Raw genomic sequence first — 22003 nt, 5'->3', positions numbered from 1 at the left:
TTTTTTCACTTGCGCCGTAAAAACGTTCTCAGGTTAGCGGGCCAACGCGACGGCTGCCAGCGGATTTCACACAGGATTAGAAATTTCTGACAAAAAGGGCGAGTAATCAGTAAAAGCTATCCCCCAGAAGCCGTTCGAAGCACAGGGACAGGCAAATTCGACCGAATAGGCAAGAGAGGTAATTACGCATAATCATGCAGTTTTTATGCATTGGAAAGAGGTGAAAACTCAGGCAAAAAAATAGCAGGGATATCACCCTGCTGAAATTGCTGACAAACCGCCCTAGTCCCACCGTCATTCCCGCGCAGGCGGGAATCTCTTGCCGAAGAAATGCGTTTATCCTCACAGAGATCCCCGGCTTTCGCCGAGGATGACGGGAGGGGAGCGCAGGATGACGGGAGGGGAGCCGAGGAGGACAAGGGGTAAAGTGACTTTGTCATCAGTCTGAGCAGGGATATCACCCTGCTATTTTTTACCCTGCCTCACGCCAATATCAATCGATCTGCTTCACTTCTACGCGCAGCTCTTTCGGTACTTCAAAGACAATATTCTCTTCACGGCCTTCCAGCTCGAGTGCGACTTTTCCACCCAGGGATTTAAGGCGCTCAATCACCTGCTGAACCAGAATGTCCGGCGCAGAAGCCCCCGCCGTCACACCCACGCACGCCGCGTCTGTCAGCCAGCGTTCCTGTATATCATTCGCGGAGTCGATAAGGTAAGCGGGTATGCCAGCACGCTGGGACAGCTCTGCCAACCGGTTGGAATTGGAGGAGTTTTTCGACCCGACCACCAGCACCACGTTGGCGCGTTCCGCCAGATAGCGCACCGCTTCCTGACGATTAGTGGTGGCATAGCAGATATCGTCTTTACGCGGGCCGATAATCTGTGGAAAACGTTCACGCAGTGCATCAATCACCGCAGAGGTGTCATCCACCGACAGCGTGGTCTGCGTCATAAAGCAGAGGTTACCCTCATCTTTAACCTGCAAGTTCCACACGTCCTCCGGCGACTCCACCAGATACATGCCGCCGTCATTGTTGCTGTACTGCCCCATGGTGCCTTCTACTTCAGGGTGACCCGCATGGCCGATCAGGATAGCTTCTACCCCTTTGCGGCTGGCACGCGCCACCTCCATATGCACCTTGGTCACCAACGGGCAGGTGGCATCAAAGACGGTCAGATCGCGATTCTTCGCTTCCGCCCGCACGGCCTGAGACACGCCATGCGCAGAAAAAATCAGGATCGCCCCATCAGGCACTTCACCAATCTCTTCAATAAAGATCGCGCCGCGGTCACGCAAGCCATCCACCACATAGCGGTTATGCACCACTTCGTGGCGCACATAAATCGGCGTGCCGTAAATTTCCAGCGCACGCTCAACAATGCTGATGGCGCGATCGACGCCCGCGCAGAAACCGCGCGGATTAGCCAGTAAGATTTGCACGCTCAACCTCCTGCGCCACAGGATCGATATCGATCACCTCTACGTCAAAACTGACGTGATGACCGGCAAGCGGGTGATTGAAATCGACCGTGATCGATTCTTCCGCCACTTCACGGATCACGCCGGGCATATCATTGCCCGCCACACCGCTGAACAGCATGATGGTGCCCACGTCCGGTACGCCGGTCTGGGCAAAATCGCGGCGCAGAAAGAACTGAATCAAATCCGGATTGGACGGCCCGAAGGCCGATTCCGGCGGCAACGTGAAACGGTGCTTATCTCCCCGGCACAAGCCGAGGAGTTGCTGTTCCAGTGCCGGAGACAAACTCTCATCGCCCAGGCGAAACAGCGCGGGTTTGCCCCGTTCGCGGGTCGATTCCGCGACGCTGCCATCTTCCAGCGTCAGCACAAAATGCAGCAGTACGGCGCTGGTATTCTGTACGCTCTGCGTCATGCCTGCCCCTTCGGCTTCGCCGAGGCGTCGTGAGGTGCCAGAAAGCCTTCCAGCACCACCAGACCGGCCCCGATACAAATGGCCGTATCTGCCAGATTGAACGTCGCGAAGTGCCAGTCACCGACATAGAAGTCAATGTAATCGACCACAAAGCCGTGCCAGGTTCTGTCAAACAGGTTCCCCAGCGCGCCGCCGATAATCAGCGCATAGGCAATATTGCTCAGCTTCTGGTCGGCGCGATTGCGGTACATCATTACCAGCAGCGCCACCACGATCATGATGGCGACACCGGCAAAGAACCACCGCTGCCAGCCGCCTTTATCTGCCAGGAAGCTAAACGCTGCGCCGTAGTTACGGGCATAGTGCAGGTTTAACGAGGGAAACAGCGCCCAGGTTTCACCCAACTCAAAATTTGCCAGCACCCAGTATTTGACGCCAAGATCCACCGCCAACACTACCAGCACCAGCCACAGCCAGCGCAACCCGCTTGAACAGATCGATTTATTCATCAGACAAATTTACGCTCTTCGCCATTACCGCCCACATTCGTGGCACAGCGTCCGCATACCTCTGGGTGTGCAGCATCCACACCGATATCGGACTCATAGTGCCAGCAACGCGGGCACTTGTGCCCATCCGCTTTGCTTAAGGCAATTTTCAGACCAGAGAGTTCACTTGCCTGCGCATCCGCCGGGGCATCTTCATAGCGTTCAACCCGCGCCTTGGAGGTCAGCAACGCAAAATGCAACTCCTGTTGCAGACGACCCAGCTTCTCGGACAGTTCAGCGTCGGCATACAGCGTAACCGCCGCTTCCAGCGAACCACCAATGCGCTTGTCATTACGCGCTTGCTCAATCACCTTGTTCACTTCGGCACGCACTTTAAGCATGTCAGCCCAGAACGCATCGTTCAGGGTTTCCTCTTGCGCCAGCCCGAACAGGCCGTCATACCACTCTTCGGTAAACACGTACTGCGCGCGTTCACCCGGCAGGTAGCCCCAGACTTCATCGGCGGTGAAGGACATGATCGGCGCCATCCAGCGTACCAGCGCTTCCACAATGTGGAACAGTGCGGTCTGGCAACTGCGGCGCGCCACGCTGTCGTGCTTGGCGGTGTATTGGCGATCCTTGATGATGTCCAGATAGAACGAGCCCATTTCAATGGAGCAGAACTGCATCAGGCGTTGTACCACGCGGTGGAAATCGTAACTTTCATAGGCCTCAACGATCTCTTGCTGTGCGGCTTGCGCGCAGCCTACCGCCCAACGATCCAGCACCACCATGTCTTCCGGCTTCACGCTGTGCAATGCCGGATCGAACCCGTTCAGGTTCGCCAGCAAGAAACGCGCGGTGTTACGGATGCGGCGATAAGCATCGGCAGAGCGTTTGAGGATCTCATCGGACACGGCGATCTCACCGGAATAGTCGGTGGAGCCGATCCAAAGACGCAGAATATCCGCGCCCAGCTTGTCCATCACGTCCTGCGGCGCGATGGTGTTGCCGATGGATTTGGACATCTTGCGGCCCTGACCATCGACGGTGAAGCCGTGGGTCAGCACCTGGCGGTACGGGGCTTTGCCTTTGATCGCCGTAGAGATCATCAGCGAGGACATAAACCAGCCGCGATGCTGGTCAGAGCCTTCCAGATACATATCGGCCGCATGCCCTGCGAATTCCGGGCGCACATCCACCACAGAGGCGTGGGTCGATCCGGAATCGAACCACACATCCAGCGTATCCGGCACTTTGACATAATTGGCAGCATCAGCGCCCAGCAGATCGGCCGGATCGAGATCCCACCATGCCTGAATACCGTCCTGCTCAACGCGTTTCGCCACCGCTTCAATCAGCTCTGGCGTGCGTGGGTGCAGTTCTTCGGTCTCTTTGTGGACAAACAGCGACATCGGCACGCCCCAAGTACGCTGGCGCGAGATACACCAGTCTGGGCGGTTGGCAACCATGGATTCGATGCGCGCCTGACCCCAATCCGGGATCCACTGCACGCCTTTGATTTCAGACAGCGACTGCTGACGCAGCCCTTTTTGATCCATGCTGACGAACCACTGCGGCGTGGCACGGAAGATGATCGGCGACTTGTGACGCCAGCAGCACGGATAGCTGTGTTGCAGTTTTTCCACATGCAGCAGCGCGCCGCTTTCACGCAGCATATCAACGATGATGTCGTTGGCTTTGAAGACGAACTTACCGTCCAGATTTGGGTGCGTACCCGGCAGATAGCAACCGTTCGGCCCCACCGGGTTGGCAATTTCGAGCTGGTATTTCTGGCTGATGACATAGTCATCCGGGCCGTGACCGCCCGCGGTGTGCACCGCACCGGTACCGGCATCCAGCGTGACGTGGTCGCCCAGAATCGCAGGCACATCGAAATTCAGGAACGGGTGATTGAAACGCAGCAGTTCAAGATCGCTACCCTTGCATTCACCCAGCACGGTCCAGCTTGTCACGCCCAGGCGCGCCATCACGCTTTCCACCAGTTCGGCGGCCAGGATCAACGCTTTGCCGTCAATCTGCACCAGTTGGTAAACGAAATCAGCATTCAGCGAAATCGCACGGTTCGCTGGCAGCGTCCACGGGGTGGTGGTCCAGATAACCAGTGCAATCGGGCCAGCAACGGAAGCGACACCAAATTTCTCCGCAACCACTGCTGCATCGACGGCAGTAAAAGCGACATCAATAGACGGAGAGGTTTTGTCGTAGTACTCCACCTCGGCTTCCGCCAGCGCAGAGCCGCAATCGGCACACCAGTGCACCGGTTTAGCCCCTTTGTGCAGATGCCCGTTGTCGATGATCTTGCCGAGCGCACGAATGATATTCGCCTCGGTGTTGAAATCCATGGTCAGATACGGGCGATCCCAATCGCCCAGCACGCCGAGACGGATAAAGTCTCTCTTCTGCCCTTCAACCTGCTCCGCCGCATACTTGCGGCAGGCCTGACGAAATTCCGCCGCGCTCACCTTCTCGCCCGGTTTGCCAATCAGTTGCTCAACTTTCAGTTCGATAGGCAGACCGTGGCAGTCCCATCCCGGCACATACGGCGAATCGTAGCCAGCCAGCCCTTTGGATTTGACAATAATATCTTTCAGAATCTTGTTAACTGAGTGACCAATGTGAATGTTGCCATTCGCATACGGAGGGCCATCATGCAGAATGAAGGTTTTCTTGCCCTTTTTCGCCTGACGAATAATTCCGTACAAATCCTGTTCATACCAACGTTTCAGCATGTCAGGTTCACGCTTGGCCAGATCGCCACGCATCGGGAACCCTGTTTCCGGCAAATTCAGGGTAGTTTTGTAGTCACTCATTAGATTCTCGATTTAGTTTCGGCCATACCTTGGGGTATGAATATTACACCGGTGCTGCTAACCCGAAAAACGTCCGGGCCGTCACCACATCCTCGGCGATTTGCTGCGTCAATGCTTCTAGCGACGCAAACCGCTGCTCATTTCGTATTTTCTTACACAGCGCCACTTCTATGTGACGCCCGTACAGATCCATGGCGACATCCAGCAGATGCACTTCCAACTGCTGGCGTTTATCGCCGTCTACCGTTGGCCGGGTGCCAATATTGGCGACACCGGGAAACGGCGTCGGGCCCAGGCCGTAGACTTCAACGGCATACACCCCACTGACCGGCGATACCTGGCGTTTCATCGGCAGGTTCGCGGTCGGAAATCCCAACGTTCTGCCCAGTGCTTTACCATGCACCACGCGCCCGGAAATACTGTAAGGGTGGCCCAACAATTCCTGCGCCAGTGGCAGATCGTCATGCAGCAGCGCATCACGTACTGCGGTACTGCTGACGCGCCTACCGCCATTGCAGAACGTCGTGGTGCTGATGACCTCAAAACCATGGGCCTGCCCCGCCTTCTGTAATAACAGGAAATCGCCGCTGCGACCAGCCCCGAAGCGGAAGTCATCCCCCACAACGAGAAATTTCACACCCAGTTTTTCCACCAGAAGGTGGCGCACAAAATCTTGCGCATCGTGTGCGGCGAACGCCGCGTCAAACTTAACGCACAATAGCGCGTCAACGCCTGCGCGCGCCAGATAGTTCACCTTGTCCCGCAGCCGGGTAAGCCGTGCAGGTGCCTGATCGGCAGCAAACAGTTCGAGCGGCTGTGGCTCGAAAGTCATCACCATCACCGGCAAATGACGCGCCAGCCCCTCCTGCTTTAATCGCTCAAGCAGCATTTGATGCCCACGGTGTACGCCGTCAAAATTGCCGATGGTGAGCACACAACCATAATGGCGTGCCCGGAGATTGTGTATACCGCGGATTAGCTGCATGGCGACTCAGGAACAGTTTGGTTAACGATATGGAAATCGGCGGATTATACCTTGTACAGCGGTTAAGGTTAAGGCGCGATTCACGCCTTTTGTCACGCAATTGCTCGGCAGTGCCTACCGATCGCGCCGTGCACCGCCTGCACGGCGCTACCCCGCGTGAGCGGAAATTCCTCTTTCTTATCAAAAGTTCGTCAGGTAAACGTGAATTTCTGTTGGGAAACGCTGTATTCCCGAGCGCGAAGCTGTTAAAATCCTGCGCCATCACAACGTAACAAGCGTCGGCGTACAAACGGCGCTTATTTGCACAAATCCATTGACAAACGAAGGCTAAACGGGCATATTCCTCGGCCTTTGAATTGTCCTCGAAAGAATATATTTGGGAGTTGGACCTTGGCTAATATCAAATCAGCTAAGAAACGCGCCGTACAGTCTGAGAAGCGTCGCAAGCACAACGCTAGCCGTCGTTCGATGATGCGTACTTTCATCAAGAAAGTATACGCCGCGATCGCTACTGGCGATAAAGAAGCTGCACAAAAAGCGTTTAACGACATGCAACCGATTGTGGATCGTCAGGCTAGCAAAGGTCTGATCCACAAGAACAAAGCATCTCGTCATAAATCCAACCTGGCTGCTCAGATCAACGCGCTGCAATAATTGCCTGCGTAGACATCTGTCTTCCTCGTTGTAAGAAAAAACCGGCTCTGGCCGGTTTTTTGTTTCTGCTCGTTTAAACCGCATCCCCCAGGTTCCCCCTGCCGCTATCTCGTCATCAATCCTCGCTTTATGCCGATTCAATCTGTAAGGCGCTTTTTTTATAGCCGGAATTAACCGCTACTTTATGCTGGCGCGCATATCGCATCCACTATTCATGAGGTTTTCTATGGTAGCGCCAGTAGCCAAAAAATGTTCTCCCATCGTATTGACGAACCTGGAGCCAAAAGCTCAACAGGCGTCACCGATAACATCATCACAGCCTTCTGCGTTAAACACCCTGAACGGGCTTGGCAACAGAGCACAACACGCCTGCGCGCCGAACGGCAGACCCGCAGCAGAGGTGGTGAGCACGCCGCTAAAAAATAACGCGTTATTACAGTGCATCAACCCCTTCACGCAGTGTATCAATGTGCGCGCGATGGCAAGATTTAATCAGTCAAAACACGCCGCAACCGCGTCGCGTACACCCGATACAGCGCAACAGACCCGCGCAGCAAGGCCAGCCTATCCCCACTCAGCCCGACAAAAAATCATGGCTACCCTCGCACAGGAAGCCGAGCAGCAGGTCAATAAAAGTCATTTACGCAAAGCGGGCGCGGGAAAACGATTGACCCGACAAGCCATCTCGGGACCGATTCTGGGTAAGCCACTTACTCAGCATGCGGCAACCACACCGACAACCAACACCACCAGCGGGGAAACGCTCACAAAAGCAAAAACGATTGTCGATAGCGCCGTCATGGAGTTTGGGATCGTAGAGAAAGGCATGGCAGATGCCCACTATGCCAGTCAGGCTATCGACTCAGCCCTGTGCGCCGTCTATAGCAACCATAAAGACAACTTCTTAAAGCGCCTGGAGCAAAATGCCAAACCGGTTCAGGATGAACTGCTCAGCCCCCTCCCCGCTGACACACAGCAATCCATTCGCCAGGCGCTCTCTGGTGCTCACACCTCACCGCCACAACACCCCAATACCAAAGTCACAGGCGCATTAGACAAGCTGGAGCAACTAAAAAACAAACCATTCGTGAAAGCGTTGGGAATGGGCCACATCGTCAATGTGCTGCAAAAAGGGATAGTCAACATTGCGGGCCGCAGTTTGTTCAATCACAGTCTGCAAGACGCAGTTGCCACAGCCTATCAGAAAGGACGCAATGCCAGTCTGGCCACGGGATCGCTAAAGGCGCTTAACGCCGTAAAGCAAGAAATCACACAGCATCAACGGGGTTCCGCTGACGCACGCGCAAGTAGCATGCCGTATCCACACACCGAGCTTGAAACCGTTACCCACAACGCCGTGCTCAATCATCTCTTAAAAACCAAGGGCCACGCACGCCATGATGGAAACGTTCTCTCGGCCGCCGCGCAAATTGCCTACCATAAAGGGCTTTGTGACGGCATTCGTAACGCCTATCTGCATACCTTAGGCAGCGCCGCACAGGATGCAGGCCTTTCCGGCGAGACACCACACAGCGATGAAGCCTTCACACCGAAGGGAGCTGGCGCGAATCCGTATATCAGACCAGCCTTAGACGCGGTAACGCAACACTATCCCGACGCATTGATGAACCAGGAAATTAAAGACCAACTGTCAAAACATGCTCATCACCAGCTAATGGCAGAAATAGAGACGTTATCAAGGAATTTAAAACCCAAGCTTGAGAGCTTGCCATCCGCTGATAGTGATAACGACTCGGCATTAAACGCTAAACTACAAAATTTAATGAAATATTCCCCCGATCGTTTCGACGACAGCCTGACGAAGATTTCTACGCGTTTTGAAGGATTCGTTTCTTATTAAGACTATAGGTTCAGCAGATTATTGAAGCGGCATAACGCTCACTTAATTAATATTCTGCTTAACCTTCAATATTCATCCAGCACTCAGGAGACCACATGCGAGCAGCAATATCAAAGAACATTAGCACATTAATGAAAAATTTCATGCAACCCTTACCGCCATCATTGACAAAAAATACAGCTGTTGGCGTTATTAAACATGATGTTAAAAAAGCATCAAACAGCGCAATAAAATTTACACCTTCATCCTATGCATCATCTACCGTGCCGACCAAACAACTGCCGCTCAGTGAACTCAGCATTATTTATGCGCGGAAACAGTCAGATAATTTCGCGAGCGAACACAGTAAATTCCTACAGCTTCTGAGCCGTAATTTAGCCACAGGTACCCCTTCGCCGATTAAAAAACCTCTCGTCGCAACTCCTGCGCCAGCGCCTATCGCGATGAGCACATTCATCCCGCCAGCGCCCGTAACACCGAGTAAAACGGGAATACCGCCGCCACCCCCTATGCCGCCGGCATCGTATGTACCGCCAAGAATCATCCAGACGGATACAGTAAACTCAGCACCAATGGTACGTGAAAAGAAGAGCATTAAACCCGAAACAACACCGAAATATAACTCCGTCATGGATGAGCTTAAAAAAAGATTTGAAGCCTCATCCTATAGAGCACAGGAAGCAAGCCACTAAACCGTTTCAAATAAATATGGCGCGAAATCTCGCGCCATTGCCGGAAAAGGCTCTTTCTATTACCTATAAATTACTTAACTATTCCGTAGCGATATAGTATCCATCAAGATAACCATCGCTGCCCCTGTTACCATACTCACCCTCATAAGATAGGTGTCTGGCAACAATGTAATCCTTACCCTTGTATTTTATATAGTAAGGGTGCACCAGGCCTTCAACGGGTAATATTCTTGTCGTGGTTTTCTTCTCGATATCGGTTTTCCAAACACAGGCAACACCGCCGTCATTGTCAAAATAGAACGCGTTTTTATCCCCCCAGGTATAGCGACGATCATACTCCCATTGGGATGATTTATTCTCATTGGGATCTAATTGAGGCAGGAAAACATCAACACCGAGATCGGGGCGATCTGAAGGAAAATAGAAAATACTGTCAGTCGCCGCAATACGCCATTTCCCATCGGGAGAACCGCCTCGGCTGGTACAGGTTACAATACCACAATATCCCGTCCACGTTTCACTACCTTCTTCATCGTAGTCTCTGACGGTGGTTGCGGGTACTTCTTTGGGGGCCGACAGTCCTTTATCCGATACTTCTATCTCAAACTGCTTTTCATAATGGTAATCACCGCGACCGTAACTGATGGAATAGCTAAGGATATTGTCGTCCGTAACATGATAGCTCACCACCGGGGTATATACGGTGCTCATCTTGTAATCAAAAAGCGCAACCAGTTTTAAGTCATTGCTGTGAGGCACCGAATCGGTGTACATGTAGATTTTGGTATTGGTCGAATTCGCTACCGCAAAAAAGATGGCCAAATCACCATTGATAATCCGGTGCGTTAGCAAACGCCAGTAACCATCATTATTTTCATCATACTTACGCATTTCACCGCGAAAACGAAACAGCCTTTTTATCTTCCACGGCGCTTCCTCGATGGCGAAGCCTGACGCGGTTTTCATCCCTTTTTCTAACGGCTTATCCAACCATTTGCCAAACAAATTTCTGACAGAAGAAAATTGATGAACCATTTCAAGATAGCGAATCTGCTGCTGATATTCAGATTTTATGCAGTCAACGTTAGTGCCGCACGCATTTCTTCGTGCCAACCATTCGCGTTGCTCCCTCATCAAAGAGCCTTTAGCCACACTATTATCTATGGCAATCGTGTAACGCCGATTCGCGATGGAGTCGATGCCACTCAGCGCAGGCGTGCTGCATATTGTTTTTTCGGTTTCATTGAGGTTTTCGAGCGAGCAGTTAAATCCGGCGGCCTGAACATTGGCATAGCAGGCTAATAGCGCCAAAAAAAACACGATTTTTCCCAGTTTCATCTTTTTCCCTGATTATTTCCCTATAAAATCCAATGATATCGGTTCAAAGAAGTCATTAGCAAGAGCAGGGATATACATTTAGCCGATGAGGGGCATATTGAGTGAAACGGCAGGCGTAAAAAAACCGGTGATACATCACCGGTTTTTTTGTCTCAACCTGCAACGTTAGCGGGTCAAATCATCGAAAAACTTCTTCACGCCATCAAAGAAGCTTTTAGAGCGAGGGCTGTTTTTCTCACCGGAAGGTCCACCAAAGCTCTCTTCCAGCTCTTTCAGCAGTTGCTTCTGGCGCTCATTAAGATTAACCGGCGTTTCAACCACCACGCGGCACAGCAGATCGCCCTGCGCACCACCGCGTACCGATTTCACCCCTTTGCCACGCATGCGGAACAGTTTTCCGGTTTGCGTTTCCGCTGGCACCTTCAATTTCACGCGGCCATCCAGCGTCGGCACTTCAATCTCACCGCCCATGGCTGCCATCGCAAAGTTGATAGGCACTTCGCAATAGAGATTGTTCTCTTCACGCTGGAAGATAGGATGCGGTTTTACCTGCACCTGAACGTACAGATCGCCCGATGGTGCACCGTGCTCCCCGGCCTCGCCTTCACCGGACAAGCGGATACGATCGCCCGTATCCACGCCCGCAGGGATTTTCACCGACAGCGTTTTGCTGGTTTCAACACGGCCATGACCATGACACTTGTTGCAAGGATCTTTAATGATCTTGCCACGCCCATGACAGTGCGGACAGGTTTGCTGAACGGTAAAGAACCCTTGGCGCATCTGCACCTGACCGTTGCCATGACAGGTTGGGCAGGTGACCGGCGAGCTGCCCGGTTTTGCACCGCTGCCATGACAGGAGTCGCACTCTTCCAGCGTCGGAATGCGGATCTCTTTGGCGACGCCACGAACCGCTTCTTCCAGCGTCAACTCCATGTTATAGCGTAAATCGGCCCCGCGGCTGGCACGTTGACGACGTCCACCGCCAAAAATATCGCCGAATACGTCGCCAAAGATATCGCCAAAATCTGCGCCGCCGCCAAAACCGCCAGCCCCGCCGCCGCCCATACCACCTTGTTCAAACGCCGCGTGGCCGTATTGATCGTAAGCCGCCCGTTTCTGCGCATCCGTCAGAATTTCATAGGCTTCTTTGATCTCTTTGAATTTTGCTTCAGCTTCTTTATCACCGGGGTTACGGTCCGGGTGAAACTTCATCGCCAGGCGCTTGTAGGCCTTTTTGATCTCCCGCTCATCGGCGTCTTTGGCAACGCCGAGCGCTTCGTAATAATCTTGCTTCGCCATGTTTTTTCCTGCCCTCAACATGCGTGCACGGGCGCAGAGTTTCCTCGACGCCCGTGCCTGGTTTGCCAGCAACGGCTTATCACCGTTGTTGCGCCCGCCTAAGGGCGATTATTTTTTGTCTTTCACTTCTTCGAATTCAGCGTCTACAACGTCGTCTTCTTTACGCGCCGCATCATCTGCATTGCCTGCGCCAGCTTGTGCCTGCTGTTGCGATGCTTCCAGCAGTTTGGCAGACGCTTCGATCAACGTTTGGATCTTCGCTTCGATCTCCGCTTTATCTTCGCCTTTCAGTGCACTTTCCAGCGCTTTCAGGCCATCTTCAATCGCGGTTTTATCGTTAGCGGCCAGCTTGTCGCCAGACTCTTCCAGCTGCTTACGGGTGCTATGCAGCAGGTGATCGCCCTGGTTACGCGCCTGTACCAGCTCTTCAAACTTACGGTCAGCTTCCGCATTCGCTTCTGCATCGCGCACCATCTTCTGGATTTCATCTTCATTCAAGCCAGAAGACGCTTTGATGGTGATGTTCTGCTCGCGGCCGCTGTTTTTGTCTTTAGCGGAAACGTGCAGGATGCCGTCGGCATCGATGTCAAACGTCACTTCGATCTGCGGCATACCGCGCGGTGCGCCCTGAATCCCATCCAGGTTAAACTGACCCAGTGATTTGTTGTCGTGCGCACGTTTACGTTCACCCTGCAACACATGGATGGTTACAGCGGACTGGTTATCTTCCGCCGTAGAGAACACCTGGCTGTGTTTGGTCGGGATGGTGGTGTTCTTGGTGATCAGCGGTGTCATCACGCCACCCATGGTTTCGATACCCAGCGACAGCGGAGTAACGTCCAGCAGCAGCACGTCTTTAACGTCACCGGCCAACACGCCGCCCTGCACCGCGGCACCAATCGCCACAGCTTCATCTGGGTTGACGTCTTTGCGCGGTTCTTTGCCAAAGAAGTCAGCCACTTTCTTCTGCACCAGCGGCATACGGGTTTGACCACCCACCAGAATCACGTCCTGTACGTCAGAAACGGACAGCCCGGCATCCTGCAATGCGACTTTCAGCGGCTCCAGTGAACGGGTCACCAGCTCTTCTACCAGCGACTCCAGCTTGGCGCGAGTCACTTTGATGTTCAGGTGTTTCGGACCGGTGGCATCCGCCGTGATGTACGGCAGGTTAACGTCGGTCTGTTGCGCAGAGGAAAGCTCAATTTTCGCTTTTTCTGCTGCTTCTTTCAGACGCTGCATCGCCAACGGATCGTTGCGCAGGTCAAAGCCCTGCTCTTTCTTAAATTCATCAACCAGATAGTTGATCATACGGCTGTCGAAGTCTTCGCCACCCAGGTGGGTATCACCGTTGGTTGCCAGTACTTCAAAGGTTTTTTCGCCGTCAACTTCATCGATTTCGATGATGGAAATATCAAACGTACCGCCGCCCAGGTCATAAACCGCAATGGTGCGGTTGCCGACTTCTTTATCAAGACCATAGGCCAGCGCAGCCGCTGTCGGTTCGTTGATGATACGTTTTACTTCCAGACCCGCAATGCGGCCCGCATCTTTGGTCGCCTGACGTTGCGCATCGTTAAAATACGCCGGCACAGTGATAACCGCTTCGGTGATGGTTTCACCAAGGTAGTCTTCTGCCGTTTTCTTCATTTTTTTCAGCACTTCAGCAGAGATCTGCGGCGGTGCCATTTTCTGATCTTTCACTTCCAGCCAAGCGTCGCCGTTATCTGCCGCAACGATGTTGTACGGCATGATATTGCTATCACGCTGCACTTCTTCATCTTTGAAGCGACGGCCAATCAGACGCTTGATAGCAAACAGGGTATTTTTCGGGTTAGTCACAGCCTGACGTTTAGCGGGCTGGCCAACCAGAATTTCACCATCTTGCGTATAAGCAATAATAGAAGGCGTTGTGCGATCGCCCTCGCTGTTTTCCAGTACTTTAACCTGCGTACCGTCCATAATCGCTACACAAGAGTTGGTTGTACCCAGGTCGATACCAATAATCTTACCCATCTAAACATCTCCACTAAAAAGTCGTATTCGGTGTGGTCGTTCAACCTACTATGCGGGCGAAAAGGGGATTTTCAACTCAACAAGGTGCAATTATTCAATTTTTGCCCTCACGAGGTCTCCTCATCCACACGGCGTTCTTCGATGCCTCGGCAAACTCACGCTGCCCAGCACATCCCGTTACAAGAGGTCAAACCGTTTCGGTTGGAAATAAGATGGGGACAACAATTTCCTCATCAAGGGGGGGAGCGAAAAAAAAATGCAGGCGATCCCCTTTATGATCAAACTATTCCTCTTGCGCCTTGTTGTATCCGCGCAATCGTCCCGCTATTATGCCGCGCCGCAATTTACATTTTTTTGAAAATTTCACCGTTGCGTTGTTTTTACTGTTACCGAGCTTTCACAGTTAAATCGCAAGGGTCTATCGGGACGACGAGCAAGGACAGCTCGCCAGAGATCAGGAAATACCGACAGAGCGCGGCATCGAGCAAGCTACACAACTCCACTATTGTATTCTGAGGATTTATGCAAACGAACTCGCTGGCGAATCCCGGTCCGTTAGGACTGATGGGCTTCGGGATGACCACCATTCTTCTTAACCTGCATAACGCAGGCTTTTTCCCACTTTCTTCCATCATTCTCAGCATGGGGATTTTCTACGGCGGCATCGCCCAGATCATCGCAGGGCTGTTGGAATACAAGAAAGGCAACACCTTTGGCGTGACCGCATTCACCTCTTACGGTGCATTCTGGCTGACGCTGGTCGGCATTCTGATGCTGCCGAAAATGGGTCTGGCAGAAGCCAGCGACGCACAGTTTCTCGGGGTATTCCTCGGTCTGTGGGGTGTTTTCACCCTGTTTATGTTCTTCGGCACGCTGTGCGCTAACCGCGCATTGCAGTTCGTATTTGCCAGCCTGACGCTGCTGTTTGCTTTGCTGGCTATCGGTAATTTCACCGGTAACCACGGTCTGCTGACCATCGCGGGCTACGAAGGCATTATTTGCGGTGCCAGCGCCATCTACCTGGCGATGGCTGAAGTGCTGAACGGGCAGTTTGGCCGTACGGTACTGCCGATTGGTGCACGCGGCGCGGCACACTAAGCGCCTCGCATTACTTGCAATAAAAAGCCCGCAATCAAAAGCCTGCAATAAAAAGCCTGCAATAAAAAGCCCGGCGCATGCGCCGGGCTTTTTTATTGTGTTGTCACCGGAACGCTACAGGCTCTGTGCCGACTCAGTCAGCGCCACGCGACGACGCGACTGTGTCTGATAGAGATAAAGCCCCAGCAGCAAGCCAAGCCCGGACAACGCCAGCACATAAACGGCGGGTGCGATAGGGGTAATCTGCATCATCAGCGTGACGCTTATCGGCGTCAGGCCGCCGAAAATCGCATAAGAGACGTTGTAAGAAAAAGAGATGCCCGAGAAACGCACTTCTGGCGGGAACGCTTGCACCATCACATAAGGCACCGCACCGACTACGCCAACGCATAATCCCGCAACCGCATACCCTAAGAACAGCAGCGAAGGATCGCGCGCGGCCACCAGATAGAAGAAAGCGCAGCCCGCCGCCAGCACAATGCTGCCAAAAATAAACGTCTTGCCAGCGCCCACGCGATCGACGATCAGCCCGACGGCCACACAGCCAATCATCAGGGTGATGGTCGCCAGACAGTTGGCCTGCAACGCCATAGAAGCGGGGATACCGTGCGCTTTTTGCAAATAGGTCGGTGCCATCAGGATCACCACCACGATGCAGGCAGAGAGCAGCCAGGTCAGCAACATCGATACCACGACAGCCGTTTTATGTTTCATCACTACCGATTTAAGCGGTAATTCATCCGCCAGACGCTTGTGCGCCTGCATCTCCATAAACACCGGTGTCTCTTGCAGCCAGCGACGCAAATACATGGCAAAGAAACCAAAGATACCTCCAAGGAAGAACGGAATACGCCAGCCGCCGCCGATAATCTGCTGCGGGGTTAACGTGCTATTGAGCAGTGTCGCAATGGCAGAACCGAGCAGAATACCGAGCGTCAGCCCCGCCGTCAGAATGCCACACGCCAGCCCAATGCGGGAACGTGGCACATGCTCAGAGACAAACACCCAGGCTCCCGGCACTTCGCCGCCAATCGCAGCACCTTGTAAAATACGCATCAACAGCAACAGTACCGGCGCAGCAATCCCCATGCTTTCATAGGTGGGCAACATCCCCATGGCCAGCGTAGGCACCGCCATCAGGAAAATGCTCAGGCTGAACATCTTTTTACGGCCCACCAGATCGCCAAAGTGGGCCATGATGATGCCCCCCAACGGGCGGGCCAGATAACCTGCGGCAAAGATGCCGAAGGTTTGCAGTTGGCGCAGCCACTCGGGAATATCAGGCGGGAAAAACAGCTCGCCAATCACCGCGGCGAAAAACACGAAAATAATGAAATCGTAGAACTCCAACGCGCCACCCAGCGCCGCCAGGGAGAGCGTTTTGTAGTCCTGCCCGTTCAGTTGGCGCTGGTGTTGTGGTGATTGCGGCAATGGTCGCGCTGACGATTGTTGTGCTGAAAATGATTGTGATGGAGCGTTATCACCGTTCATAAGTTACCGAATAAGGCCAGAGTGAGAGAAAAATAATTCGCCGTCTTTGTGTAAAGCTAAGATTACTATAACGACTAAAATTTTACACTCCAGCAAAGCTGTAGCTTATGCTTAAAATGGACTAACGTTAGCTTTTTGTGTCGCGGATCGCACTCTTTGGGCGAAATGCTGCTACCACTTGCGGATTTGTTTCGACATAAGGTCCTTCCAGCAGCTGTATACAATACGGTACACTGGCAAAAATCCCTGGCAGTACCACGTTTCCCGCATCGTCTTTCAGCCCTTCCAGCGTCTCTTTGATGGATTTGGGTTGCCCCGGCAGGTTCAGGATCAATGCCTGTTTACGAATAACCCCCACCTGACGCGATAAAATTGCCGTAGGCACAAAGCGCAAGCTGATCTGGCGCATCTGTTCACCAAAGCCCGGCATTTCTCGATCGGCCACCGCCAGCGTGGCATCCGGCGTGACATCGCGCCGTGCTGGTCCCGTACCACCGGTGGTCAGCACCAGATGACACTGACGTTCATCCACCAGCTCACACAACGCCTGTTCAATTAACGGCTGCTCATCGGGAATGAGGCGAGATTCCACGACAAAGGGCGTCGTCAACGCAGCAGCAAGCCACTCCTGCAACGCTGGGATGCCCTTATCCTGATATACCCCACTCGAGGCGCGGTCGGAGACGGATAACAGGCCAATTCGCAATTCATTCATAACAACGTCTCTGTCAGTTAAAATCTGATTTTAACAATCTTTTTAACGCATGAGGCCTGCACATCGTTTAACAATCAGCGCGATCGGTAATAATGTGAGATAAGTAGCTTTTTAGACCCTCATAGAAAAAAGATTGCGTTTATATTTAAAGTCACGGCCACTTAGCGCCGACACTGAGTATGTTAGCGCATTGCTGGCGGCAACTGTACGCGCGAGTACCAAGGAAACGTTCATGGCCGGTCTGAAATATCAATTACTCAAACTCATCTCTCATCCGGTATCCGCCTTCTTTTTCTTTGGTTCCGTGGTTTTTTCTGCCGCTCTGTTCGTTATCTACCACGATCGTCAGGCTGAGTGGAATACTCAGCGACACAACCTTGATAGCATCATTAATATTTATCAATCCTATAACACCGGTGGTGAAGTTAAAGACAGCGATATGCGCTTTTTGACGGGCGATTTTACGCAGGTGCGTGTCAGGACGTTGGGCTTCAACACGCGTGACACACAGTCGGAATGCATCACCCACCTGTCACAATTGGATTTGACCTTCAATGACATGACTGTCCTGCGCTTGTGTAAAGACAAGCTGCCCGCCATGGGAGAGTACGCTGGCAAAGGAACCTACACCACCATCTTTCCACTGATGTCGCCGCTCGACGAGTTGCACGGCGTTATCATCCGCACCACAGGCGTACTGAGTGAACCGACGCTGTATAAAACTGTGAGGTCGTTTTCGTCTCTGCTGATTGCCGCGTTTATGGCGCTACTCGCTGCCATGCTGGGTAGCGTGCTCTCGCTGTTTGCCAAAAAATACCTGATCGAATTGCCCACCACCGCCCGCTACGACGATTTGACGGGCTACCTGCGCCGCGATGCCTTTTACCATGCGGCCAACAAGGTGCTGCAAATCGCCAATGTGACCCGACGCCCCACCTGCGTGATCCTGATCGATATCGATCACTTTAAAAACGTGAACGACACCTTGGGTCACGACGGCGGCGATGACGCGCTGAAAACGGTAGCGTCCATCCTGAAACATTCGTTTCGCAAAGAGGAGATCTTTGGCCGTTTAGGCGGGGATGAATTTGCCATCGTTCTGCCGAATATCGCGCTGGATGACGCTTACTGGGTGGCTGAACGGGCCAGAGTGGCGGTGAGCAACGCCACCAGCGCCTCGTCTTCGGGCCAGAAGATGAAGCTCTCCGTCAGTATTGGTCTGGTGGAGTATCATATCGCGCAGGAAGATCTTACCCAGGTGATGAAGCGTGCCGATGAGAAACTCTATCTGGCGAAACGTGAGCGTAACCGCGTTGCGCTATAGCCAGCCCAAACAGCAATAACAAAAAAGGCCGGGAAAACCCGGCCTTGTGCGTTTTCTGCGTTGATTACAGCAGGTCTTCAATCATTTTTTCCAGCTTGCCCTGGTCGATAGCAAACTTGCGGATACCGTCCGCCAGTTTATCAACGGCCATCGGGTCCTGATTGTGCTGCCAGTAGAACTCGGCTTCGGTCATTTTCGCTAGGCGCGCTTTAATCTCACCGCTGTAAGCCAGTTTGCGCGGCACATCGCCGGTGGACTCGGACAATTCTTTCAGCAACGCTGGCGCAATGGTCAGGCGATCGCAGCCCGCCAGCTCAAGAATTTCGCCGCTGTTGCGGAAGCTGGCACCCATCACCACGGTTTCATAACCGTGCGCTTTGTAGTACTCGTAAATTTCAGTAACGGAAACAACACCCGGATCTTCCTGCGGTGCATACTCTTTCTTGTCGGTGTTGGCTTTGTACCAGTCCAGAATACGGCCCACAAACGGGGAGATCAGGAAGACACCCGCTTCCGCACAGGCGCGCGCTTGTGCAAAAGAGAACAGTAGCGTCAGGTTACAGTTGATGCCTTCTTTTTCCAACTGCTCGGCGGCGCGGATGCCCTGCCAGGTTGAAGCCAGTTTGATCAGGATGCGATCGTTGCTGATGCCCGCATCGTTATAGAGCTTGATCAGATGCTTGGCTTTGGCAACGCTCGCTTCAGTATCATAAGAGAGGCGAGCATCCACTTCCGTGGAGATACGACCCGGGATCAGTTTCAGGATTTCCAGACCAATATTGACGGCCAGTTTGTCCGTGGCATCGACAAGCTGCTGTTCCCGTTTGCTGCTCTGCTCACGCGCCCATTTCACCGCGTCTTCAATCAAAGAGCGGTATTCAGGAATTTGCGCCGCGTTCAGAATCAGGGAAGGGTTGGTGGTAGCATCCTGCGGTTTGTAGAGCTTCATCGCGGCGATATCGCCGGTATCAGCCACGACCGTGGTCAATTGGCGTAAGGAAGTCAGTTTATCCGTCATGTTGGCATATCTCGTTGTGGGTATATGAACGTCGTCTTGTGTTTCTTACTGATCGCTTATGTTTCGATAATAACACGCACCGCCCCCCGTGCAAGACAGCCTTTTCCTGTTACAGCCATCGCCCCTTTTTTCTGTGTTTTTTGCTACAGTACCTGCAACAAAAACAGGGGAGCCATGCCATGTTGATCACCATTTCGCCAGCGAAAACGCTGGATTACACCAGCCCGTTAGCCACCGAGCGCTACACGCAGCCCGCGTTGCTGGACCACGCCAGCGAACTGATCGCCTTGTGTAAACGGCTCACACCGGCACAAATAGCCTCGTTGATGAGCATCAGTGACAAACTGGCGGATCTCAACGCCGGGCGTTTTAGCGAATGGCAGCCCCATTTCACTCCCGACAATGCGCGCCAGGCCCTGTTGGCCTTTAAAGGCGACGTCTATACCGGGCTTGCCGCAGAAGATTTCAGCGAAGCAGATTTCGATTTTGCCCAGCAGCATCTGCGCATGTTGTCCGGGCTGTATGGCGTACTGCGCCCGCTGGACTTGATGCGGCCCTATCGTCTGGAAATGGGTACGCGACTGGAGAACCAGGCCGGCAAGGATCTTTATCACTTCTGGGGTGATACCATCACGCAGCACCTCAATCAGGCGCTACAGGCACAGGGAGATGACATCCTCGTCAATCTGGCGTCAGATGAATACTTCAAATCCGTCAATGTCAAAAAGCTCAATGCTACGCTGATAAAACCGGTGTTTCTGGATGAGAAAAACGGCACGTTCAAGGTGATCAGTTTCTACGCCAAAAAGGCGCGTGGCTTGATGAGCCGTTTTATTATCAAAAACCGGCTGACGCAGGTTGAGCAACTGCAAGATTTCAATCTGGAAGGTTACTGCTTTGCGGAATATGGCGCGACCGAGCAGGAGCTTGTCTTTAAGCGCCACGCACAGTGAGGGTTACCGTTCCCCGCACGGTGCGGGGAACGGTAAACAGCATAACTTATTCCGGCAACGCCATCAGGAACTGACGCAACTGCGCGAAATCGGGCGCAAAGTTGTGCGAGAGCAATTCCAGATCCGCGCGCTGCGCCAATGCGTCTGGCAGATCCAGCGTTTTACCCAGAATGGCTTCTACGCTCTCTTTGAATTTCGCCGGATGCGCTGTTCCCAGGAACAAGCCGAACTCGCCCGGCTGGAGTTGGTCGCGCAGCAGACGATAAGCAATGGCCGCATGCGGTTCGGAGGTGTAGCCCAGCGCTTCCAGTTCATGCATGGTCGCTTTGGTCACATCATCACTCACCGCACCAAATCCCAGCGTTGGCAGCGCCCAATTTTTACGACGGAACAACTCCTCTACGCGCGGCCAGTTGTTCGGCTGGCTAACATCCATCGCGTTAGACAGCGTTGCCACTGTCGGATTGGGGGCCCATTCGCCGTTGCTGAGATAACGCGGCACGGTGTCATTGGCATTGGTAGCGGCGATAAAGCGCTTGATCGGCAAGCCGAGGGATTTTGCCAACAGACCGGCGGTCAAATCACCGAAGTTACCACTCGGCACCGACACCACCAGTTGCTGACGCGCGGCGGCAGGCAACTGCGCTACCGCTTCAAAGTAATAGCAGATTTGTGCCAGCAAACGGCTGATATTGATCGAGTTGGCAGAGTTCAGACCGATAGTCTGCTTCAACTCTTCATCGTCAAACGCTTGCTTCACCAGCGCCTGGCACGCATCGAAATCGCTGTCGATCGCGATGGTATGGATGTTGCCGCCCAGCGTACAGAACAGCTTCTCCTGCAACGGGCTGATTTTGCCGCGCGGATACAAGATAACCACACGCACGTTTTCCAGACCGTAAAACGCGTGCGCGACCGCCGCACCGGTATCACCGGAGGTTGCCGTCAAAATGGTGACTTTTTCCCCGTTGGAGACCTGTGCCAGCATCTGCGCCATAAAGCGCCCGCCAAAGTCCTTAAACGCCAGCGTCGGGCCGTGGAACAGCTCCAGAGAGGCAATATCTTCAGAAACCGTGGCAACCGGAGCCGGGAAGGTAAACGCCGCTTTAATACGTTGATACACCGTTTCTGGAGCAATTTCATCACCCAGATAGGCAGAAAGAATGCGGCTGCTGCGCGTAACCAGATCCAGTTCCAGCAGGTCATCGATTTCCGTCGAACTGAACTCAGGCAGGTCCAGCGGGAAGAACAGCCCTTGCTGGCGTCCAAGCCCTTGTTTGATCGCCTGCGAGAAGCTGACCTGCTCGTTGTGGTCTTTTAAGTTGTAAAGTTTCAT

Annotated in this window: 19 protein-coding genes; 6 read left to right on the top strand and 13 right to left on the bottom strand. The window is 53.2% G+C overall.

Annotated elements, in window-relative coordinates; translation table 11 throughout:
* Positions 1-493: 493 nt before the first annotated feature.
* From ispH to ribF, 5 genes are read right to left on the bottom strand one after another with little or no spacing between them, the layout of a single operon-like run.
* The gene (gene ispH, locus J5069_RS14330) at positions 494-1444 is read right to left on the bottom strand and encodes a 4-hydroxy-3-methylbut-2-enyl diphosphate reductase (RefSeq protein ID WP_264644516.1); all 951 of its coding nucleotides are present in this window, start codon (positions 1442-1444) and stop codon (positions 494-496) included.
* Entirely contained in the window at positions 1425-1898 is a 474-nt protein-coding gene (fkpB, locus tag J5069_RS14325; RefSeq protein WP_264644515.1) for an FKBP-type peptidyl-prolyl cis-trans isomerase, read from the bottom strand. The genes ispH and fkpB overlap by 20 nt, the downstream gene beginning before the upstream one ends.
* A complete protein-coding gene (gene lspA, locus J5069_RS14320; RefSeq protein WP_264644514.1) occupies positions 1895-2407 on the bottom strand; it encodes a signal peptidase II in 513 nt (170 codons plus the stop codon). The genes fkpB and lspA overlap by 4 nt, the downstream gene beginning before the upstream one ends.
* The gene (gene ileS / locus J5069_RS14315; protein ID WP_264644513.1) at positions 2407-5220 is read right to left on the bottom strand and encodes an isoleucine--tRNA ligase; all 2814 of its coding nucleotides are present in this window, start codon (positions 5218-5220) and stop codon (positions 2407-2409) included. Before ileS ends, lspA begins: the two co-directional genes overlap by 1 nt.
* A gap of 43 nt (positions 5221-5263) precedes the next feature.
* Complete coding sequence (ribF, locus tag J5069_RS14310) at positions 5264-6205, bottom strand: bifunctional riboflavin kinase/FAD synthetase (RefSeq protein WP_264644512.1); 942 nt, start codon at positions 6203-6205, stop codon at positions 5264-5266.
* A 390-nt stretch (positions 6206-6595) separates the two neighbouring features.
* Between ribF and rpsT the strand changes: the two genes are divergently transcribed.
* Positions 6596-6859 carry a 30S ribosomal protein S20 gene (gene rpsT / locus J5069_RS14305; RefSeq protein ID WP_264644511.1) on the top strand — a complete coding sequence of 88 codons (264 nt, stop codon included), beginning with the start codon at positions 6596-6598 and terminating at the stop codon, positions 6857-6859.
* 288 nt (positions 6860-7147) lie between these two features.
* Here rpsT and J5069_RS14300 read toward each other — a convergent pair whose 3' ends face one another.
* Positions 7148-7303 (bottom strand): hypothetical protein, encoded by a 156-nt coding sequence (locus J5069_RS14300; RefSeq protein ID WP_264629121.1) that lies wholly within the window; start codon positions 7301-7303, stop codon positions 7148-7150.
* Between the two features lie 34 nt (positions 7304-7337).
* On the opposite strand from J5069_RS14300, the gene J5069_RS14295 reads away from it, so the two are divergent.
* A complete protein-coding gene (locus J5069_RS14295; RefSeq protein ID WP_264644510.1) occupies positions 7338-8720 on the top strand; it encodes a hypothetical protein in 1383 nt (460 codons plus the stop codon).
* Between the two features lie 95 nt (positions 8721-8815).
* Positions 8816-9412, top strand: a complete 597-nt coding sequence (locus tag J5069_RS14290; protein WP_264644509.1) for a hypothetical protein — start codon at positions 8816-8818, stop codon at positions 9410-9412.
* A gap of 78 nt (positions 9413-9490) precedes the next feature.
* Here the strand turns inward: J5069_RS14290 and J5069_RS14285 are convergent, their stop codons facing one another.
* The 3 genes from J5069_RS14285 to dnaK all read right to left on the bottom strand — a co-directional run bounded on the left by J5069_RS14285 (position 9491) and on the right by dnaK (position 14068).
* Positions 9491-10750, bottom strand: coding sequence for a lysozyme inhibitor LprI family protein (locus J5069_RS14285; RefSeq protein ID WP_264644508.1), 1260 nt, complete (start codon positions 10748-10750; stop codon positions 9491-9493).
* 165 nt (positions 10751-10915) lie between these two features.
* A complete protein-coding gene (gene dnaJ, locus J5069_RS14280; RefSeq protein ID WP_264644507.1) occupies positions 10916-12052 on the bottom strand; it encodes a molecular chaperone DnaJ in 1137 nt (378 codons plus the stop codon).
* Between the two features lie 108 nt (positions 12053-12160).
* On the bottom strand, positions 12161-14068 hold the full coding sequence (gene dnaK / locus J5069_RS14275; protein WP_264644506.1) for a molecular chaperone DnaK: 1908 nt from the start codon (positions 14066-14068) through the stop codon (positions 12161-12163).
* A gap of 522 nt (positions 14069-14590) precedes the next feature.
* On the opposite strand from dnaK, the gene satP reads away from it, so the two are divergent.
* A complete protein-coding gene (satP, locus tag J5069_RS14270; RefSeq protein ID WP_264644505.1) occupies positions 14591-15166 on the top strand; it encodes an acetate uptake transporter in 576 nt (191 codons plus the stop codon).
* Between the two features lie 114 nt (positions 15167-15280).
* On the opposite strand, the gene J5069_RS14265 is transcribed toward satP, so the two are convergent.
* Positions 15281-16657, bottom strand: coding sequence for an MFS transporter (locus J5069_RS14265; RefSeq protein ID WP_264644504.1), 1377 nt, complete (start codon positions 16655-16657; stop codon positions 15281-15283).
* Between the two features lie 127 nt (positions 16658-16784).
* A complete protein-coding gene (gene mog, locus J5069_RS14260; protein ID WP_264644503.1) occupies positions 16785-17372 on the bottom strand; it encodes a molybdopterin adenylyltransferase in 588 nt (195 codons plus the stop codon).
* A gap of 232 nt (positions 17373-17604) precedes the next feature.
* Between mog and J5069_RS14255 the strand changes: the two genes are divergently transcribed.
* Positions 17605-18696: a GGDEF domain-containing protein gene (locus J5069_RS14255; RefSeq protein WP_264644502.1), complete on the top strand. Its 1092-nt coding sequence runs from the start codon at positions 17605-17607 to the stop codon at positions 18694-18696.
* A gap of 64 nt (positions 18697-18760) precedes the next feature.
* Here J5069_RS14255 and tal read toward each other — a convergent pair whose 3' ends face one another.
* The gene (gene tal, locus J5069_RS14250) at positions 18761-19714 is read right to left on the bottom strand and encodes a transaldolase (RefSeq protein ID WP_264644501.1); all 954 of its coding nucleotides are present in this window, start codon (positions 19712-19714) and stop codon (positions 18761-18763) included.
* A 179-nt stretch (positions 19715-19893) separates the two neighbouring features.
* Here tal and yaaA point away from each other — a divergent pair, with 179 nt between their 5' ends.
* Positions 19894-20667, top strand: coding sequence for a peroxide stress protein YaaA (gene yaaA, locus J5069_RS14245; protein ID WP_264644500.1), 774 nt, complete (start codon positions 19894-19896; stop codon positions 20665-20667).
* 46 nt (positions 20668-20713) lie between these two features.
* On the opposite strand, the gene thrC is transcribed toward yaaA, so the two are convergent.
* The gene (gene thrC, locus J5069_RS14240) at positions 20714-22003 is read right to left on the bottom strand and encodes a threonine synthase (protein ID WP_264644499.1); all 1290 of its coding nucleotides are present in this window, start codon (positions 22001-22003) and stop codon (positions 20714-20716) included.

It is taken from the genome of Candidatus Symbiopectobacterium sp. NZEC127 (genome assembly GCF_025962675.1).
GTDB lineage: Bacteria > Pseudomonadota > Gammaproteobacteria > Enterobacterales > Enterobacteriaceae > Symbiopectobacterium.
This window is presented reverse-complemented; position numbering and strand designations above follow the sequence as displayed.

Excerpts from the sequence above, each read along its gene's own strand:
- fkpB (WP_264644515.1), bottom strand. The coding sequence starts at position 1,898 with ATGACGCAGAGCGTACAGAATACCAGCGCCGTACTGCTGCATTTTGTG.
- lspA (WP_264644514.1), bottom strand. The coding sequence starts at position 2,407 with ATGAATAAATCGATCTGTTCAAGCGGGTTGCGCTGGCTGTGGCTGGTG.
- ileS (WP_264644513.1), bottom strand. The coding sequence starts at position 5,220 with ATGAGTGACTACAAAACTACCCTGAATTTGCCGGAAACAGGGTTCCCG.
- ribF (WP_264644512.1), bottom strand. The coding sequence starts at position 6,205 with ATGCAGCTAATCCGCGGTATACACAATCTCCGGGCACGCCATTATGGT.
- J5069_RS14300 (WP_264629121.1), bottom strand. The coding sequence starts at position 7,303 with ATGCACTGTAATAACGCGTTATTTTTTAGCGGCGTGCTCACCACCTCT.
- J5069_RS14295 (WP_264644510.1), top strand. The coding sequence starts at position 7,338 with ATGGCAAGATTTAATCAGTCAAAACACGCCGCAACCGCGTCGCGTACA.
- J5069_RS14290 (WP_264644509.1), top strand. The coding sequence starts at position 8,816 with ATGCGAGCAGCAATATCAAAGAACATTAGCACATTAATGAAAAATTTC.
- J5069_RS14285 (WP_264644508.1), bottom strand. The coding sequence starts at position 10,750 with ATGAAACTGGGAAAAATCGTGTTTTTTTTGGCGCTATTAGCCTGCTAT.
- dnaJ (WP_264644507.1), bottom strand. The coding sequence starts at position 12,052 with ATGGCGAAGCAAGATTATTACGAAGCGCTCGGCGTTGCCAAAGACGCC.
- dnaK (WP_264644506.1), bottom strand. The coding sequence starts at position 14,068 with ATGGGTAAGATTATTGGTATCGACCTGGGTACAACCAACTCTTGTGTA.
- satP (WP_264644505.1), top strand. The coding sequence starts at position 14,591 with ATGCAAACGAACTCGCTGGCGAATCCCGGTCCGTTAGGACTGATGGGC.
- J5069_RS14265 (WP_264644504.1), bottom strand. The coding sequence starts at position 16,657 with ATGAACGGTGATAACGCTCCATCACAATCATTTTCAGCACAACAATCG.
- mog (WP_264644503.1), bottom strand. The coding sequence starts at position 17,372 with ATGAATGAATTGCGAATTGGCCTGTTATCCGTCTCCGACCGCGCCTCG.
- J5069_RS14255 (WP_264644502.1), top strand. The coding sequence starts at position 17,605 with ATGGCCGGTCTGAAATATCAATTACTCAAACTCATCTCTCATCCGGTA.
- tal (WP_264644501.1), bottom strand. The coding sequence starts at position 19,714 with ATGACGGATAAACTGACTTCCTTACGCCAATTGACCACGGTCGTGGCT.
- yaaA (WP_264644500.1), top strand. The coding sequence starts at position 19,894 with ATGTTGATCACCATTTCGCCAGCGAAAACGCTGGATTACACCAGCCCG.
- thrC (WP_264644499.1), bottom strand. The coding sequence starts at position 22,003 with ATGAAACTTTACAACTTAAAAGACCACAACGAGCAGGTCAGCTTCTCG.